12 protein-coding genes are annotated in these 17223 nt (G+C 65.1%); 5 read left to right on the top strand and 7 right to left on the bottom strand.

Annotation, left to right across the window (positions count from 1 at the left end; genetic code table 11):
- Nucleotides 1-27: 27 nt before the first annotated feature.
- The 6 genes from cls to dapC all read right to left on the bottom strand — a co-directional run bounded on the left by cls (nt 28) and on the right by dapC (nt 6393).
- Entirely contained in the window at nt 28-1479 is a 1452-nt protein-coding gene (gene cls, locus HWY05_RS37080) for a cardiolipin synthase (protein WP_176061417.1), read from the bottom strand.
- A 235-nt stretch (nt 1480-1714) separates the two neighbouring features.
- On the bottom strand, nt 1715-2599 hold the full coding sequence (prmB, locus tag HWY05_RS37075; protein ID WP_035546217.1) for a 50S ribosomal protein L3 N(5)-glutamine methyltransferase: 885 nt from the start codon (nt 2597-2599) through the stop codon (nt 1715-1717).
- Between the two features lie 17 nt (nt 2600-2616).
- Nucleotides 2617-3756, bottom strand: a complete 1140-nt coding sequence (gene dapE, locus HWY05_RS37070; RefSeq protein ID WP_176061416.1) for a succinyl-diaminopimelate desuccinylase — start codon at nt 3754-3756, stop codon at nt 2617-2619.
- Nucleotides 3757-3892: 136 nt separating this feature from the next.
- Nucleotides 3893-4258 carry an ArsC family reductase gene (locus HWY05_RS37065; protein WP_035546215.1) on the bottom strand — a complete coding sequence of 122 codons (366 nt, stop codon included), beginning with the start codon at nt 4256-4258 and terminating at the stop codon, nt 3893-3895.
- Nucleotides 4258-5085, bottom strand: coding sequence for a 2,3,4,5-tetrahydropyridine-2,6-dicarboxylate N-succinyltransferase (gene dapD, locus HWY05_RS37060; RefSeq protein WP_035546213.1), 828 nt, complete (start codon nt 5083-5085; stop codon nt 4258-4260). Before dapD ends, HWY05_RS37065 begins: the two co-directional genes overlap by 1 nt.
- A 90-nt stretch (nt 5086-5175) precedes the next feature.
- Nucleotides 5176-6393 (bottom strand): succinyldiaminopimelate transaminase, encoded by a 1218-nt coding sequence (gene dapC, locus HWY05_RS37055; RefSeq protein WP_176061415.1) that lies wholly within the window; start codon nt 6391-6393, stop codon nt 5176-5178.
- A 368-nt stretch (nt 6394-6761) separates the two neighbouring features.
- Between dapC and HWY05_RS37050 the strand changes: the two genes are divergently transcribed.
- The 5 genes from HWY05_RS37050 to def all read left to right on the top strand — a co-directional run bounded on the left by HWY05_RS37050 (nt 6762) and on the right by def (nt 15660).
- Nucleotides 6762-7748, top strand: a complete 987-nt coding sequence (locus HWY05_RS37050; RefSeq protein WP_035546210.1) for a DMT family transporter — start codon at nt 6762-6764, stop codon at nt 7746-7748.
- Nucleotides 7749-7906: 158 nt separating this feature from the next.
- Complete coding sequence (gene smc / locus HWY05_RS37045; protein WP_176061414.1) at nt 7907-11425, top strand: chromosome segregation protein SMC; 3519 nt, start codon at nt 7907-7909, stop codon at nt 11423-11425.
- 118 nt (nt 11426-11543) lie between these two features.
- A complete protein-coding gene (locus HWY05_RS37040; RefSeq protein ID WP_176061413.1) occupies nt 11544-12830 on the top strand; it encodes a cell division protein ZipA C-terminal FtsZ-binding domain-containing protein in 1287 nt (428 codons plus the stop codon).
- Between the two features lie 233 nt (nt 12831-13063).
- Nucleotides 13064-15130, top strand: a complete 2067-nt coding sequence (gene ligA, locus HWY05_RS37035; RefSeq protein WP_176061412.1) for an NAD-dependent DNA ligase LigA — start codon at nt 13064-13066, stop codon at nt 15128-15130.
- Entirely contained in the window at nt 15127-15660 is a 534-nt protein-coding gene (gene def, locus HWY05_RS37030; RefSeq protein WP_035546204.1) for a peptide deformylase, read from the top strand. The genes ligA and def overlap by 4 nt, the downstream gene beginning before the upstream one ends.
- Before the next feature lie 162 nt (nt 15661-15822).
- Here the strand turns inward: def and HWY05_RS37025 are convergent.
- The coding region (locus tag HWY05_RS37025; RefSeq protein WP_176061411.1) for a pseudouridine synthase at nt 15823-17223 on the bottom strand (1401 nt) is incomplete at its 5' end.

The following is a 17223-nucleotide window of genomic DNA, read 5'->3' as shown; positions in this document are numbered from 1 at the left end:
GTGGTGCGGGCGTTGCCGAAGCGACGCCTACAGCACCGGCGAAAACAGCCGCGCCACATGCATCAACACCCGCCGCAACGCGCTCGCATTCCGGTACTCGGTGCGGTCGATTTCGCGCGACTCGGCAAAGTCGTTCAGCAGCATTGCTTCGACCTCTTTGGCGAAGCCGCGGTCCACGGTCAGCACCATGATTTCGAAGTTCAGCCGGAACGAACGGTTGTCGAGATTCGCGCTGCCGATGGCCGCGGCCACTTTGTCGATCAGCACCACTTTCTGATGCAGGAAACCCGGCTGATAACGGAAGATCCGAATCCCCGCGCGCACCGAATCGTACGCGTAGAGTTTCGACGCGGTGAACACCACGCGGTGATCGCGCCGGCTGGGAATCAGAATGCGTACGTCCACGCCGCGCAGCACCGCGAGCCGTAACGCGGCGAACACGGCCTCGTCGGGAATCAGGTAAGGCGTGGTGATCCAGATCCGCTCGCGCGCCGCGTTGATCGCTTCGACGAAGAACAGCGAGCAGGTCTCCTGCTTGTCGGCCGGTCCGCTCGGCACCACGAGGCAATGCATGCCCGGGCTCTCGCTCTGATCGGCCGGGGGCGCCGCCGGCATGTCGAATTCGGGCAATTGCTGGGTGGCCCAGTGCCAGTCTTCGGTGAACACGAACTGAATGCTGGCGACCGCCGGGCCGCGCACTTCGATATGTGTATCGCGCCACGGCGACAACGGCGGCTTGCCGCCCAGATATTCGACGCCCACGTTATGGCCGCCGACAAACGCACGTTCGCCGTCCACCGAAACGATCTTGCGATGATTGCGGAAGTTCAGTTGCAGACGGTTCACGAAGCGGCGATTGGTCGCGAACGGATGCGTCTCCACGCCGGCCGCGCGTAGCGCCGCCACGTAGCGGTGCGGCAGATCGAAGCTGCCGATGCTGTCGTACAGAAAGTACACGCGCACGCCTTGCTGCGCTTTCGCGATCAGCGCGTCCTTGAGCATGTCGCCGAGCGCGTCGTCGCGAACAATGAAGAACTGCACGATCACATAGTGACGCGCGTTTTCGATCGCTTCGAAAATGGCTTCGAATGTTGCCGCGCCGTTCACCAGCGTGCGCACCGAATTGCCCGGCAGGAACGGCATGCCGCCGAGCCGCGTGAGCGAATGCACGAGCCGCGCGCCGAGTTCCTGGGTAGGTAGTCCCGCGGAGGAAGCCCGCGTGTCCCATTCCGGCGGATGCGCGCGCGTGCGCAGCAGTTCGTTCTCGACGCGGCGCGCATCGGCATAACCGGCGAATTTGCTGCGGCCGAGGAACAGGTACGGCACCAGCGTCAGATAAGGCATCGCGACCAGCGACACGGCCCACGCGATCGCCCCTTGCGAGGTGCGCGTGTTGAGAATCGCGTGGCACGCCGCGACCAAGCCGAGAAGGTGGGCGAGGGCGACCAGCGGACCGACGTGAACCAGGTCGAATTGCATAGGCGGGCGAAGGGTTGACGAAGCGCGGCTCAAGCCGGGTGGATGAGCGGCGGATAACTTACCGCGCTCATCTTACCGAACGTGCGTGCGTTGGGGTGTGTTCAGGCCGCGCTTTGAAATCCCGGCCATGGTGGCCGGTGCGGCGGGGCGGGGCGACGTCGCGGCGTCGCGCGGCAAAAGCAGGCTTTGCCGCGCGACTCGCCCGATCGGGCAAGCCCGTTTCAGACAAGCTAACTTAAACCGGCAGATCGGCGGCCTGAATCAGGAATACGTTGTCGTCGCCGGCGCTGGTCGACAGCCAGACCAGGTCGAGGCCGCCGAAGGCCGCTTCGACATTCGCCCGCTCGTTGCCGATCTCGACCACCAGCACGCCTTCGTCGGTCAGCCAGTTGCGCGCCTGCGCAATGATTCGCCGCACGATGTCCATGCCGTCGGCACCGCCCGCCAACGCCATGTCCGGCTCGTGCTTGTATTCGGCCGGCAGTTCCTGCATCGAGGTGGCGTTCACGTACGGCGGATTGCTGATGATCACGTCGTAGCGGCGCTCGGCGAGCGGCGCGTACAGATCGCCTTCGAACAGCGCGATGCGATCGTCGAGCTTGTAGTCGGTCACGTTGCGCGTGGCGACTTCGAGCGCCGGCGCCGACAGGTCGACCGCGTCGATATCCGCGTTCGGGAACGCGTGCGCCGCGAGGATCGCCAGGCTCGCGGAGCCGGTGCACAGTTCGAGCACCGCGCTCACCTGCTCGGGATCTTCCACGTACGGCTGCAAGCCGTCCTGCAGCAATTCGCCGATAAACGAACGCGGCACGATCACGCGCTCGTCGACGTAAAAGCGGAAACCGTGCATCCATGCTTCCTGCGTGATGTACGCGGCCGGCACGCGTTCGCTGGCGCGGCGTTCGATCACGTTCAGCACGGCGTCGATCTCCGCTGCGCTCAGGCGCGCGTCGAGAAACGGTTCCAGCAGATCGAGCGGCAGATGCAGCGTATGCAGCACGAGATAGGCGGCTTCGTCGTAAGCATTGACCGAGCCGTGACCGAATGACAGTTCGGCCTGGTTGAAGCGCGACACCGCGAAACGCAGCAGGTCGCGAACAGTGGAAAACGGGAGCGTCATCGCAAATAGTCCTTGGGTCACGCAATAAGTTGTTCGAGCACGCGGCGATACACGTTTTTCAGCGGCTCGATGTGGGCGACTTCGATATGTTCGTCGATCTTGTGGATGCTGGCGTTCAGCGGGCCGAATTCGATCACCTGCGGGCAGAGGCGCGCGATAAAGCGGCCGTCCGAGGTGCCACCGGTGGTGGACAGTTCGGTCATGACGCCGGTTTCGTCCTTGATCGCTTTGGCCAGCGCGTTCGACAAATCGCCGCGCGGCGTGAGAAACGGCAGGCCGCTCACGTTCCATTGCAGATCGTATTCGAGGCCGTGCCGGTCGAGGATCGCGTGAACGCGCGCCTGCAGGCCTTCCACCGTGCTGGCCGTCGAGAAGCGGAAGTTGAACATCACGTCTGCGTGGCCCGGGATCACGTTGGTCGCGCCCGTGCCGCTGTGAATGTTCGACACCTGCCACGTGGTGGGCGGGAAATAGTCGTTGCCGTCGTCCCAGCGCTCGGCGACCAGTTCGGCCAGTGCAGGCGCGAACAGATGCACCGGATTCTTCGCCAGATGCGGATAGGCGATATGGCCTTGCACGCCTTTGACGGTGAGCTTGCCCGACATCGAACCGCGCCGGCCGTTCTTCACCATGTCGCCGAGTTGCGCGCTCGAGGTCGGCTCGCCGACGATGCAGTAGTCCATCCGTTCGCCGCGCGCCTGCAAGGCTTCGACGACCTTGACGGTGCCGTCGGTGGCGGGGCCTTCTTCGTCGCTCGTGATCAGGAACGCGAGGGTGCCGCGATGCGCCGGGTGCGCCGCGACGAATTCCTCGCTCGCCACCACGAAGCCGGCGATCGACGCCTTCATGTCCGCCGCGCCGCGGCCGTACAGCTTGCCGTCGCGATGGGTCGGCTCGAACGGTGCCGAATGCCATTGTTCGAGCGGCCCGGTCGGCACCACGTCGGTATGGCCGGCGAACGCGAGCAGCTTGCCGTTCGTGCCGTCCACGCCGCGTTTGACGGCCCACAGGTTGGTCACGCCGTTCGATTCGATCGTCTCGTGCTCGAAGCCGAGCGCGGACAGGCGTTCGATCAGAAGACGCTGGCAATGCTGGTCGTCGGGCGTGACGGATGCGCGCGAGATTAGTTGTTCGGTAAGGGCGAGGGTGCCGGACATGGATTCAGTACAAGCCACTTTGAAATGAAAAAATGCCGGCTGGCGGTGCAGCACCGCAGCCGGCAACAGCTTTTGCGTCACGCGGCGAGGCCGCGTTTTACTGCTTGAATACTGCGTGAATACGGCTTGCTGCGCTTTAGGCAAACAGCGCGGCGTAATCGTCGGCGGAAAAACCGAGCGACTTGACCCGCCCGTTGACCACCAGCACCGGCCGCTTGATCACCGACGGCTTGTGGATCATCAACGCGATCGCGCCCGGCTGCGTATCCGCGGCCGCCTTCATGTCGTCGGACAGGCCGCGCCACGTGGTGCCGCGACGGTTCAGCAGCGCGTCGAGCTTCACGTCTTTGAGCCAGTCCTGCACGAGCGGTTCGGTCACGCCATGCTTCTTGAAGTCGTGGAACTCGAACTCGACGCCGTGCTCTTCCAGCCACACGCGGGCTTTCTTCACGGTGTCGCAGTTCGGGATGCCGTAGACGACAGTCTTGTTGCCGCGCGCCATCAGTCGCCTCGCAGCAGCTCGTTCAGGCCGACCTTCGCACGCGTCTTGGCGTCGACCTTCTTGACGATCACGGCGCAGTACAGGCTGTGCGAGCCGTCTTTCGACGGCAGGTTGCCCGCCACCACCACCGAGCCCGCCGGAATGCGGCCGTACGTGACTTCGCCCGTTTCGCGGTCGTAAATCTTGGTGCTCTGGCCCAGGTACACGCCCATCGAGATCACCGAGTTTTCTTCGACGATCACGCCTTCCACCACTTCCGAACGCGCGCCGATGAAGCAGTTGTCTTCGATAATGACCGGGTTGGCCTGCAGCGGCTCCAGCACGCCGCCAATGCCCACGCCGCCCGACAGGTGAACGTTCTTGCCGATCTGCGCGCACGAACCGACGGTGGCCCACGTGTCGACCATCGTGCCTTCGTCAACATACGCGCCGATGTTGGTGTACGACGGCATCAGCACGACGTTCTTCGCGATGAACGAACCGCGACGCGCGATGGCGGGCGGCACCACGCGGAAGCCGCCGGCGGCGAAGTCTTCAGCGGTGTAGTTGGCGAACTTCGACGGCACCTTGTCGTAGAACTGGCTGTAACCGCCGGCCGCCATGGGTGCGTTGTCTTCCAGGCGGAACGACAGCAGCACGGCTTTCTTCAGCCACTGATTGACGATCCAGTCGCCGTCTTTCTTCTCGGCGACGCGCAGCGCACCCTTGTCCAGTTGTTCGATCGCGTGGGCGACGGCTTCGCGCACGTCGGCCGGAGCGGCCTTCGGCGACAGCTCGGCGCGGTTTTCCCAGGCGGTGTCAATGATCTGCTGAAGTTGTTGCGACATATGCGTGCTTTTCTGAAGAGTTGAAATCGGAAGAAGGGAGTGCGATGCGCGGGGCGCCTGCCTGGACTCTGAAACGGTCGCGAAGCAGACTCAACCCGCGAGCGCGCGGCAAAAATCGACGATGCGCTGTGCGCCTTGCGTGCATTCGTCGACGTCGGCGACCAGCGCCATGCGGACGAAATTGCGGCCGGGGTTCACGCCGTGCGCGGTGCGCGCGAGGAACGAGCCCGGCAGAACCGTCACATTATAGTCGGCGTAGAGGCGCTGGGCGAACTCGACGTCCGTCAGGCCCGTGCGCGAGACGTCCGCCCACAGGTAGAACGCGGCGTCCGGCAGGCGCACGTCGAGCACCTCGGCCAGCATCGGCGTGACGGTGGAAAACTTCTGCACGTACTTCGCGCGGTTCTCGCGCACGTGCGCTTCGTCGTTCCAGGCCGCGATGCTGGCATTCTGGAACACGGTCGACAAGGCCGCGCCGTGGTATGTCCGGTATAGCAGGAAGTCCTTGAGGATCGCCGCGTCGCCGGCCACGAAGCCTGAGCGCATGCCCGGCACGTTCGAGCGCTTGGACAGGCTCGACAGCATGACCAGCCGCTCGAAGCCGCGACCGAGCCGGTGCGCGGCTTCCAGACCGCCGAGCGGCGGGTTGGCTTCGTCGAAATAGATTTCCGAGTAGCACTCGTCCGACGCGATCACAAAGTTGTAGCGGTCCGACAGCGCGAACAGTTCGCGCCAGTCCTCGAGCGTGAGCACCGCGCCGGTCGGGTTGCCGGGCGAACACACGTAGAGCAGCTGCGTGCGCGCCCAGATGGCATCCGGCACCGCCGAATAGTCGCAGGCAAAGTTGCGCGCCGGGTCGCTATTCACGAAGTACGGCTGCGCGCCGGCGAGAATCGCCGCGCCTTCGTAGATTTGGTAGAACGGGTTCGGACAGAGTACGATCGCAGGCTCGCCGTCAGGATCGCGCTGCGGGTCGATCACGGTCTGCGCGAGCGCGAACAGCGCCTCGCGCGAGCCCGCCACCGGCAGCACCTGAGTGGCCGGATCGACCGGCGGCAAGTTGTAGCGCTGCGTGACCCACTTCGCGATCGACTCGCGCAACGCCGGCGAACCGAGCGTGGCCGGATACGCGGCCAACCCGCCGAGCGAGGCGATCACGGCGTCGCGAATCAAGGCCGGCGTGGGATGTTTCGGCTCGCCGATACCGAAGCTGATATGCGCCTGGCCGGCGATCGGCGTGACGTCTTTGAAAAGCGCGCGCAGCTTTTCGAACGGGTAGGGCTGGAGGGAGTCGAGTAGCGGGTTCACTGGGCGGACGAGCCTGATCGAGGATGGGCGCAGACGGAGGGTGCAGGAAGCCGGGCATGCAGGCAGGCGGCAAGGCGTACGAAAAACGCGCAAAACGCCATGCAGCAGCGGCGAGCGGATGATTATAGCGTGGCGCAACCCGCCAGGCGGCGCAGCGAATGCGTTGCAGCGGGAACGACGCGAACCGCCGACGGTTCGCGCAAAAGAGAAGCAGGAGCAGCAATGGTCGTAACCGTCCTGGAGACATCCGGAGCACGCGGGCGCGAGAACGCCGCGGTCCGTGACAGCAAGCCTACGGGCAACACCGTAAGCATCTTCGCGGGCCGCGAGTTGAGCGCCGCCTCCGACTCCACCCGGAGTTCCGCACCATGACCAACTGGCTTCGCAACGGCTGGCCGACGCTCGCGATCATGCTGGGCGCATCGGTGTGGGGGATGATCTGGTATCCGCTGCGCATGCTCGCGGCGCTCGGCGTGACCGGCACGGCGGCCAGCGCACTGACCAGCGCCGCCGGCTGTCTGTTCGTGCTGATGGTGCGCTTTCGCGCGCTCAAAACGGTGCGCTGGCACTGGCTGCTGCCGGCTCTCGCGCTGGCGGCCGGCATTACCAACCTCGGCTTCGTGTGGGGCTCGATCCACGGCCAGGTGATGCGTGTATTGCTGCTGTTCTATCTCACCCCGGCCTGGACCGCGCTGTTCGCGCACTTCATCCTGCATGAACGGCTGACGTGGGCGGGCGCGGGTCTCGCCGCGCTGTCGCTGGCCGGCGCGATGACCATGCTGTGGTCGCCGCAACTGGGTATTCCCGTGCCCGGCAATCTCGCCGAATGGGCGGGTCTGGCCGGCGGCATGGGCTTCGCGATGAGCAACGTGCTGATCCTGAAGACGAGCCGCGTGCTGCCCGACATGAAGCCGGAAATGCGCACCGCGACAATTTTCGGCGGCGCGGCGATTTTCAGCGCCTGCGCGTCACTGTTCGAAGCGATGCCCACGCCGCCCACCGGCGCGCATCTGGGCACGGCCGGACTGCTGGTACTTGGCCTCGGTCTGCTGCTCGCATCGAACAATATGCTGGTGCAATACGGCCTCGCGCGCGTGCCGGCTAACCGGGCGTCGATCATCATGCTGTTCGAGATCGTCGTGACGGCGTTGTCGGCGTGGCTGTTCGCCGGCGAGTCGCCCGGTCCGCGTGAATGGGCCGGCGGCGCGTGCATCGTGCTGGCCTCGGCGCTGTCCAGTTGGGTGCATCGGACCAAGTCCATGCCGCCCGATCCGGCCAGCGAAGACACGAGCTCCGCCGACCCGCAGGAAGCCGACCGTAAGGACGGCAAAAACCGCCCACGCGCGATGGTATGATTGCCCCTCATTAGCCGGCGCATGCTTGAACGCGTGTAGCCGGCGCCCGTATTCCGAGGGTTCGAAGGGGGTCGCGGGCCGCGCCGCAGCAACGGCGAACGGCCGGCGCGGCCTTCGCGAGCCACCTATTTTTTCCCTTTTCAAACAGCGAAATCGCCGTGCGTCTGACCTCGATCAAACTCGCTGGCTTCAAGTCATTCGTCGATCCCACGCATTTCCAGGTCCCGGGCCAGCTAGTCGGCGTGGTCGGACCGAATGGATGCGGCAAGTCCAACATCATCGACGCCGTGCGCTGGGTGCTCGGCGAATCGCGCGCTTCCGAGCTGCGCGGCGAGTCGATGCAGGACGTGATCTTCAATGGCTCGACCGCGCGCAAGCCGGGTAGCCGCGCCAGCGTCGAACTCGTGTTCGACAACGCCGACGGCCGCGCCGCCGGCCAGTGGGGCCAGTATGCCGAAATCGCCGTGAAGCGCGTGCTCACGCGCGACGGCACCTCGAGCTACTACATCAACAATCTGCCGGCGCGTCGCCGCGACATTCAGGACATTTTCCTCGGCACCGGCCTCGGGCCGCGTGCGTACGCGATCATCGGGCAGGGCATGATCGCGCGCCTGATCGAGGCGAAGCCGGAAGAGCTGCGCGTGTTCCTCGAAGAAGCCGCAGGCGTGTCCAAATACAAGGAACGCCGTCGCGAAACCGAGAACCGTCTGCACGACACGCGCGAGAACCTGACGCGGGTCGAGGATATCGTCCGCGAACTCGGCGCGAATCTCGAGAAGCTGGAAGCGCAGGCGATCGTCGCGACCAAATACAAGGATCTGCAAACCGACGGCGAAGAAAAGCAGCGTCTCTTGTGGTTGTTGCGCAAGAACGAAGCCGGCGGCGAGCAGGAACGCCAGCAGCGCGCGATCGAACAGGCGCAGATCGACCTCGAAGCGCAAACCGCGAAGCTGCGCGAAGTCGAATTGCAGCTCGAAACGCTGCGCGTTGCGCATTACTCCGCGAGCGACGCGATGCAGGGCGCGCAAGGCGCGCTCTACGAAGCAAACTCGGAAGTCAGCCGGCTCGAAGCCGAGATCAAGTTCATCGTCGAATCGCGCAACCGCGTGCAGGCGCAGATCGCCGCGCTGACCGCGCAGCGTGAGCAGTGGCAGTCGCAGGCGCAAAAAGCGCAAGACGATCTCGAAGACGCCGAAGAGCAACTGGCCGTCGCCGAAGAAAAAGCCGCGCTCGCCGAAGACGAAGCCGCCGCCAAGCACGACGCCATGCCCGCGCTCGAAGCGCGCTGGCGCGACGCGCAGACCGAGCTTAACGCCGAGCGCGGCGGCATTGCGCAGACCGAACAGGCGCTCAAGCTCGAAGCCGCGCATCAGCGCAATGCCGACCAGCAATTGCAGCAACTGCAGCAGCGTCACGAGCGGTTGAAGACGGAGTCGGGCGGTCTCGACGCCCCCGACGAAGCCCAGCTCGAAGACCTGCGCATGCAGCTCGCCGAGCACGAAGAAGTCCTACACGACGCGCAAGCGCGTCTGGCGGACGCGCAGGAAACGCTGCCGCGCCTCGACGGCGAACGGCGCGCCGCGCAGGAACGCGTGCAGTCGGAAAGCGCGCAGATTCATCAGCTCGACGCGCGCCTCGCCGCGCTCAAGCAACTGCAGGAAAACGTCCAGACCGAAGGCAAGATCCAGCCGTGGCTCGAGAAGCACGAACTGGGCGGTCTGCCGCGTCTGTGGAAGAAGCTGCACGTCGAAGCCGGCTGGGAAGCCGCGCTGGAAGCCGTGCTGCGCGAGCGGCTCGCCGCGCTCGAAGTGTCGAACCTCGACTGGGTCAAGGCCTTCGCGACCGACGCGCCGCCCGCCAAGCTCGCGTTCTACGCGCCGCCGGCCGCGGGTCAGCCGGTCGCCGCGCCGGCCGCGTTGCGGCCGCTGTTGTCGCTGGTGCGGATCGACGACGCGGGCATTCGCGCGGTGCTCAACGACTGGCTGGGCCTCGCGTTCGTCGCCGACGATCTGCAGCAGGCGTTGGCCATGCGCTCGCAATTGCCGGAAGGCGGTTCGTTCGTCGTCAAGGCGGGTCACGTGGTGACGCGCGTCGGCGTGCAGTTGTATGCGGCCGACTCCGAACAGGCCGGCATGCTGGCGCGTCAGCAGGAAATCGAGAACCTCGGCCGCCAGGTGCGCGCCCAGGCTTTGCTCGCCGACGAGGCGAAGGCCGCCGCGATCCGCGCCGAAGCCGCTCACACGCAAGCCGCGCAAGCGCTGACCGACGTGCGCCAGCAGGCCGAGCGCGCCACGCAGCGCGTGCACGCGTTGCAGATGGACGTGCTCAAGCTCACCCAGGCGCACGAGCGTTACACGCAGCGCAGCACGCAGATCCGCGAAGAACTCGGCGAGATCACCGCGCAGATCGAAGAGCAGCGCGCCATGCGCGCGGAGTCGGAAGCGAACTTCGAGCGTCACGACGGCGAACTCGCCGAATTGCAGGCGCGTTTCGAAGACCATCAACTGGCTTTCGAAGCGCTCGACGAACAGCTCACCGCCGCGCGCGGCCAGGCGCGCGATCTCGATCGTGGCGCTACCGACGCACGTTTCGCCGCGCGCAACATGGCGAACCGCATCGAGGAATTGAAGCGCAGCATCCAGGTCGCGCACGAGCAGAGCGAACGCGTGGCGGGTTCGCTGGAAGACGCGCGTGGCGAGCTCGAAACGATCAACGAGCAGACCGCGCACACCGGTCTGCAGGACGCGCTCGACATTCGCGCGGTCAAGGAAGAAGCGCTGCATGCCGCACGCCTCGAGCTGGACGATCTGACCGCCAAGCTGCGCGCCGCCGACGAAACCCGTCTGACCGCCGAGCGCGCATTGCAGCCGCTGCGCGACCGCATCAACGAATTGCAGTTGAAGGAACAGGCGGCGCGCCTGAACGGCGAGCAGTTCATCGAACAACTGGCGGCGGCTGGTGTCGATGAAGCCGAGTTGCAGGCCAAGCTCACGCCGGACATGAAGCCGTCGTACCTGCAGGGCGAAGTCACGCGCATCAACAACGCGATCGCGGCGTTGGGTCCGGTCAACATGGCCGCGCTCGACGAACTGAAGGCGGCGAGCGAGCGCAAGAGCTTCCTCGACGCGCAATCGGCCGACCTGAACAGCGCAATCGAAACGCTCGAAGACGCCATCCGCAAGATCGACGCGGAAACGCGCACGCTGTTGCAAGGTACCTTCGAGCAGGTGAATCACCATTTCGGCGAACTCTTCCCGCGTCTGTTCGGCGGCGGCCAGGCGAAGCTGATCATGACCGGCGACGAAATTCTCGACGCCGGCGTACAGGTGATGGCGCAACCGCCAGGCAAGAAGAATTCGACGATTCACCTGTTGTCGGGCGGCGAGAAGGCGCTGACCGCCACGGCGCTGGTGTTCGCGATGTTCCAGTTGAATCCGGCGCCGTTCTGTCTGCTCGACGAAGTGGACGCACCGCTCGACGACGCCAACACGGAACGTTTCGCGAACCTCGTGCGGGCGATGTCGGACAAGACCCAGTTCCTGTTCATTTCGCACAACAAGATCGCGATGGAAATGGCCCAGCAGTTGATCGGCGTGACCATGCAGGAACAGGGCGTGTCGCGGATCGTGGCCGTCGACATGGAATCGGCTGCGGGTTTCGCCCAGAATATCGGTTAAGTTTTCGGTTGAGTTGAGCATCGCGGGCGTCCGCGTTCAGCGCAGCGGCCAGCGGCCGCGCGACAGGTGAACGGGGCGTAACGGCCGCGCACATAAAAGAATTGCTGATGGAGCATGCATGGACGAGTTGACACTCGGTTTGATCGGCGCGGGCGCCGTAGTGGTCGGGGGCGTGGTCGTGTACAACGCGTGGCAGGGTGCGAAGGTGCGCCGCAAGATGCCGCGGCCCATGCCGGCCGAGGCCGCCGAAACGTTCGCGCGGGACGAGCAGGAAGAGCAGAGCCCGTTCATCGAACCGGCCCGGCCGACCACGCGGCGCGAGCCGGTAGTCGGTTCGGACGCGATGGCGGAAACCGGCGCGGCGCGGGTCGAGCCGACCTTTGGTGTGACGGCGGGCGCGGTGGCCGCGCCGCTCGATACGCCGGCCGATATTCAGGCCGAGACGACCACGCCGAACGGTTATCCGGAAGCGGAAGGCGTGGCGCAAGCCGAAGGCGGCGAGGCCGCTGGAGTGGCCAACACGGCGCGTCATGCCGACGAACCGAACGAGCCGATTCTGCCCGCCGCCACGACGATTTCGTCGGCGCCGCCGGCTATCGTCGATCGTCGCATCGACTGTATCGTGCCGATTCGCCTGAATGGTCCGGTGGCCGGCGACAAGGTGATTCCGCTCGCGCAGCGTCTGCGCCGCGCCGGCAGCAAGCCGGTGCATATCGAAGGCAAGCTCGAAGGCGGCGCGTGGGAGTTGCTGCAAAACGGCGCGCGCTATGAAGAACTGCGCGCGGCCGCGCAACTGGCCAATCGCAGTGGCGCGCTCAACGAACTGGAGTTTTCGGAGTTCGTGACCGGCGTGCAGCAGTTCGCCGACGCGCTGGATGCGTCGCCGGAATTTCCCGACATGCTCGAAACGGTGGCGATGGCGCGCGAACTCGACGGTTTCGCGGCGCAGTGCGACGCGCAGTTGTCGATCAACGTGCTGTCGGACGGCGCGCCGTGGTCGGCCAATTACGTGCAGGCGGTCGCGTCGCAAGACGGTTTGCTGCTGTCGCGCGACGGCACGCGTTTCGTCAAGCTCGACGCCAAGCAGAGCCCGGTGTTCATGCTGCAATTCGGCGACACCAATTTCCTGCGCGACGACCTGACCTACAAGGGCGGCCAGATGATCACGCTGGTGCTCGACGTGCCGGTCGCCGACGAAGACATCCTGCCGTTCCGGCTGATGTGCGACTACGCGAAATCGTTGGCCGAGCGGATCGGTGGACGGGTGGTCGACGACGGCCGTCGTCCGTTGCCGGAAACCGCGCTGCTGGCGATCGAAAAGCAGTTGATGACGCTCTACGCGAAACTCGAACAGGCGGGCATTCCGGCGGGTTCGCCGGCCACGCGGCGTTTGTTTAGCCAGTAAGCCGCGCTGTTTCGTTGATGTTCGTAACGGCCGCACGATGTGCGGCCGTTGTCGTTTCAGACAACTGCTTTACGGCGCGTCTCATGACGTGCCTTACGGCATGTTAGCGAACGTAAATTCCGCGCCGTAAGAACACCGCAATGAGCCCCGAAACCGTCATTCGGCCGATGTAAAGGGGCACGCTTTTTGCGATAATCCAATGTCTGAATTTCACTGAAAAATCTTCTGACAGTATGGCCCGAACCCCCGCTTCCCCTCCAGCAGACAGCGCTCCCGCAGAACGGGCCGCGTGGTTGCGCGCGGAACTCGAACGCGCCAATTACGCGTATTACGTGCTCGATCAGCCGGACCTGCCGGACGCCGAGTACGACAGGCTCTTCAAGGAGCTGGAGCACATCGAGACGGAGCATCCGGATCTGATCGTGCCGGATTCGCCCACCCAGCGCGTGGGCGGCGAGGCGGCCAGCGGCTTCGAGCCGGTCGTACACGACCAGCCCATGCTGTCGCTGAACAACGGTTTTGCGGATGAGGACATCGTCGCGTTCGACAAGCGCGTCGGCGATTCGCTCGGCAAGAATGCGAGCGAGCCGCCGGTGCCGGTCGACTACGCGGCCGAACTGAAATTCGACGGCCTCGCGATCTCGCTGCGCTATGTGGACGGCGTGTTCGTGCAGGCCTCCACGCGCGGCGACGGCGCGACTGGTGAGAACGTCACCGAAAACGTCCGCACGATCCGCTCCATTCCGCTCAAGCTCAAGGGCAAACGCGTGCCGCACGTGCTCGACGTGCGCGGCGAAGTGCTGATGTTCAAGCGCGATTTCGAGCGTCTGAACGAACGGCAGCGCGCTGCCGAGCAGAAGGAATTCGCCAATCCGCGCAATGCCGCGGCAGGCAGTTTGCGGCAGCTCGATTCGAAGATCACCGCGCAGCGACCGCTGTCGTTTTTCGCGTATGGCATCGGCGTGGTCGACGGTATCGAGATGCCGGCCACGCACAGCGACCTGCTCGACTGGTACAAGGAACTCGGTTTGCCGGTGAACGGCGAACGGGCTGTGGTGCAGGGCGCGGAAGGGCTGCTGGGCTTCTTCCACGCGGTCGGCGAGAAGCGCGACACGCTGCCGTACGATATCGACGGCGTGGTCTACAAGGTCAACCGGCGCGACGAGCAGGACGCGCTCGGTTACGTGTCGCGCGCGCCGCGTTTCGCGTTGGCGCACAAATTCCCCGCGCAGGAAGCGCTGACCCAACTCGTCGCGATCGACGTGCAGGTCGGCCGCACCGGCGCGATCACGCCGGTGGCGCGGCTGGAGCCGGTGTTCGTCGGCGGCGCGACGGTCACGAACGCCACGCTGCATAACGAAGACGAAGTGCGGCGCAAAGACATCCGGATCGGCGACACGGTGATCGTGCGGCGCGCCGGCGACGTGATTCCCGAAGTGGTGAGCGCGCTGCTCGAACGTCGTCCGGAGAACGCGCGCGAATTCGTGATGCCCACGCAGTGCCCGGTGTGCGGCTCGAATATCGAGCGGCTGCCGGACGAGGCGATCGCGCGCTGTACCGGCGGGCTGTTCTGTCCGGCGCAGCGCAAGCAGGCGCTGTGGCACTTCGCACAACGTCGCGCGCTGGATATCGACGGTCTCGGCGAAAAGATCATCGATCAACTGGTCGAGCAGAATCTGGTGCGCACGCCGGCCGATCTGTTCAACGTCGGTTTCGCGACGCTCGCCGAGCTCGACCGTTTCGCCGAAAAGTCCGCGCAGAACCTGCTCGATTCGCTCGACAAGGCCCGGCACACCACGTTGGCGCGGTTCATTTACGCGCTCGGGATTCGCCACGTCGGCGAATCCACGGCGAAAGATCTGGCCAAGCATTTCGGTTCGCTGGATCCAATCATGGATGCATCGGTCGAAGCTTTATTGGAAGTCAACGACGTGGGGCCGGTGGTCGCGGAGTCGCTGCACCAGTTTTTCGCCGAAGAGCACAACCGCACGGTGATCGAGCAGTTGCGCGCACCGGGCAAGGTGACGTGGCCGGAAGGGCCGCCCGCGCCGAAAGCGCCGCAAGGCGTGCTGGCCGGCAAGACGGTCGTGTTGACCGGCACCTTGCCGAGTCTGGCGCGCGAAGAGGCGAAGGAAATGCTGGAAGCGGCCGGCGCGAAAGTGGCCGGCTCGGTGTCGAAGAAAACCGACTATGTGGTAGCGGGTGCCGAAGCAGGCAGCAAGTTGGCGAAGGCCGAGGAACTCGGCATTCCCGTACTCGACGAAGATGGGTTGCGTAAGCTCCTGGAGGGGCAGTTATGATTCGCGAAATTCTCAAGATGGGCGATCCGCGTCTGTTGCAGATCGCCGATCCGGTCGATCACTTCGATACGCCCGAATTGCATGAACTCGTCAAAGACCTGTTCGAGACCATGCACCACGCCAACGGCGCGGGTTTGGCCGCGCCGCAGATCGGCGTCAATCTGCAGGTGGTGATCTTCGGCTTCGGGAACAACGAGCGCTATCCGGACGCGCCTCCCGTGCCTGAAACGGTGCTGATCAACCCGACCATCACGCCGGTCTCGCTCGACATGGAAGAGGGCTGGGAAGGCTGCCTGTCGGTGCCGGGCCTGCGCGGCGCGGTGAGCCGTTTTTCGATGATCAAGTATCACGGCTTCGATCAGTTCGGCAAACCGATCGATCGCGTCGCCGAGGGGTTTCATGCGCGGGTCGTGCAGCATGAATGCGATCACCTGATCGGCAAGCTGTATCCGATGCGGATCAATGATTTCGCGAAGTTCGGTTTCACGGAAGTGCTGTTTCCGGATATGGATCCGAATAGCGACGATTGAGGCGGCCCTCGAGCTGCCGGTTGCTTGCTAGCTGTTTCCGGCAACGCCAATAAAAAACCCACGCAATTGCGTGGGTTTTTTTATTGAGCCTGAGGCTGCGTAAGCAGCCGGGGCTTGAGATGGTTGCTCAATCGGACCGCATCGAACCACCATCGCGGCGCATCAGAACGATTCGTCCGCCGCCAGATAACGCCATTGGCCCGGCGGCAGCGCGCCGAGCACCACACGACCCATCCGCACGCGCTTCAGGCCGATCACTTCGAGGCCGACCAGCTCGCACATACGACGGATCTGACGCTTCTTGCCTTCGCGCAGCACGAAACGCAACTGCTCGCCGTTCTGCCAGTTCACCTGAGCGGGCTTCAGCGGCTGGTCGTCGAGCGACAGGCCGTGACACAGCAGCTCGAGACTTTCCGGCGGGAAGTGGCTTTCGACGTCGACGGCATGCTCGCCGTACGCCACGCGCACCAGATATTCCTTGTCGATCTCCGAATGACCGCCGATCAACTGCTTGGCGACGCGGCCGTCCTGCGTGAGCACCAGCAAGCCGGTCGAATCGATGTCCAGACGGCCTGCCGGCGCCAACTGACGCAGATGCGAGACCGAGAAGCGGATCTCCGACTGATCGTCAGCCCAGCGATTTTCCGGCGTGACCAGCGTGATGGCCGGCTGATAGCCGTCTTCTGCCTGACCCGACACGAGACCCACCGGCTTGTGGATCAGCACCGTCACCTGGCTCGCTTGCGCGGCTTCGGCGGCGGGATCGATCTCGATGCGCTGGTCCGGACGCACTTTGGTGCCGAGCGTATCGATCCGCTCGCCGTCCACCAGCACCCAGCCCTTTTCGATCCATTCGTCGGCTTCGCGGCGCGAGCACAGGCCGAGCTCGGACATCAGCTTCGACAGGCGCAGCGTGCCCGGGGCGTCTTCGTAATCGCGACGCGGGGTGCGCGGCGCGGCATCGGCGTCGTTGTGTTCGGCGCGTGCAGCGGGCGCCGGGCCGCGCGGCTTGTCGGCGCGCGCGGGACGGTCGTCGCCGAAGCGGCGGCCGGCGGTCGGGAGCGTTTTGTCGAAGCTGCGGGCAGGGCGCTCGGTACGTTCACCGGTTCGAGCCGGACGGTCGCCGAATTCGCGTTTCGTGAATGAACGCTCGCCACGGTCACCGGCACCTTCAAACTTACGCGGGGGGCGGTCGCCACGATCACCAGCGCCTTCGAAACGACGCGGTGCGCTGTCGCTGCGCGGGCCGCGTTCACCACCGAAGCGCGGCCGGTCTCCGCCTTCGCGATCGTTGCGGACCGGACGGTCGCCACGTGCGCCGCCTTCGGACGGACGGTCTGCGCCCGGACGTGCACCGCTGAACGGGCGGCGTTCGCCGTCGTCGCGACGCGGGGGGCGGTCGCCGAAGCTGCGCGGTGCGCGTTCGCCACGGTCGCCAGCGCCTTCAAACTTGCGCGGTGCGCGGTCGCCACGATCACCGGCGCCTTCGAAACGGCGCGGTGCGCTGTCGCTGCGCGGGCCGCGCTCGCCACCGAAGCGCGGACGATCTCCGCCTTCGCGATC

It is taken from the genome of Paraburkholderia sp. BCC1876 (assembly GCF_902833695.1).
In the GTDB taxonomy this organism is placed as follows: domain Bacteria; phylum Pseudomonadota; class Gammaproteobacteria; order Burkholderiales; family Burkholderiaceae; genus Paraburkholderia.
Note: the sequence above shows the minus strand (reverse complement) of the source record. Positions and strands in the feature narration are given on the sequence as shown.

Bases quoted from the DNA above. Each gene is read 5' to 3' on its own strand.
- prmB (WP_035546217.1), bottom strand. From the start codon at position 2,599: ATGACGCTCCCGTTTTCCACTGTTCGCGACCTGCTGCGTTTCGCGGTG.
- def (WP_035546204.1), top strand. From the start codon at position 15,127: ATGATTCGCGAAATTCTCAAGATGGGCGATCCGCGTCTGTTGCAGATC.
- HWY05_RS37050 (WP_035546210.1), top strand. From the start codon at position 6,762: ATGACCAACTGGCTTCGCAACGGCTGGCCGACGCTCGCGATCATGCTG.
- cls (WP_176061417.1), bottom strand. From the start codon at position 1,479: ATGCAATTCGACCTGGTTCACGTCGGTCCGCTGGTCGCCCTCGCCCAC.
- HWY05_RS37040 (WP_176061413.1), top strand. From the start codon at position 11,544: ATGGACGAGTTGACACTCGGTTTGATCGGCGCGGGCGCCGTAGTGGTC.
- dapE (WP_176061416.1), bottom strand. From the start codon at position 3,756: ATGTCCGGCACCCTCGCCCTTACCGAACAACTAATCTCGCGCGCATCC.
- ligA (WP_176061412.1), top strand. From the start codon at position 13,064: ATGGCCCGAACCCCCGCTTCCCCTCCAGCAGACAGCGCTCCCGCAGAA.
- dapD (WP_035546213.1), bottom strand. From the start codon at position 5,085: ATGTCGCAACAACTTCAGCAGATCATTGACACCGCCTGGGAAAACCGC.
- HWY05_RS37065 (WP_035546215.1), bottom strand. From the start codon at position 4,258: ATGGCGCGCGGCAACAAGACTGTCGTCTACGGCATCCCGAACTGCGAC.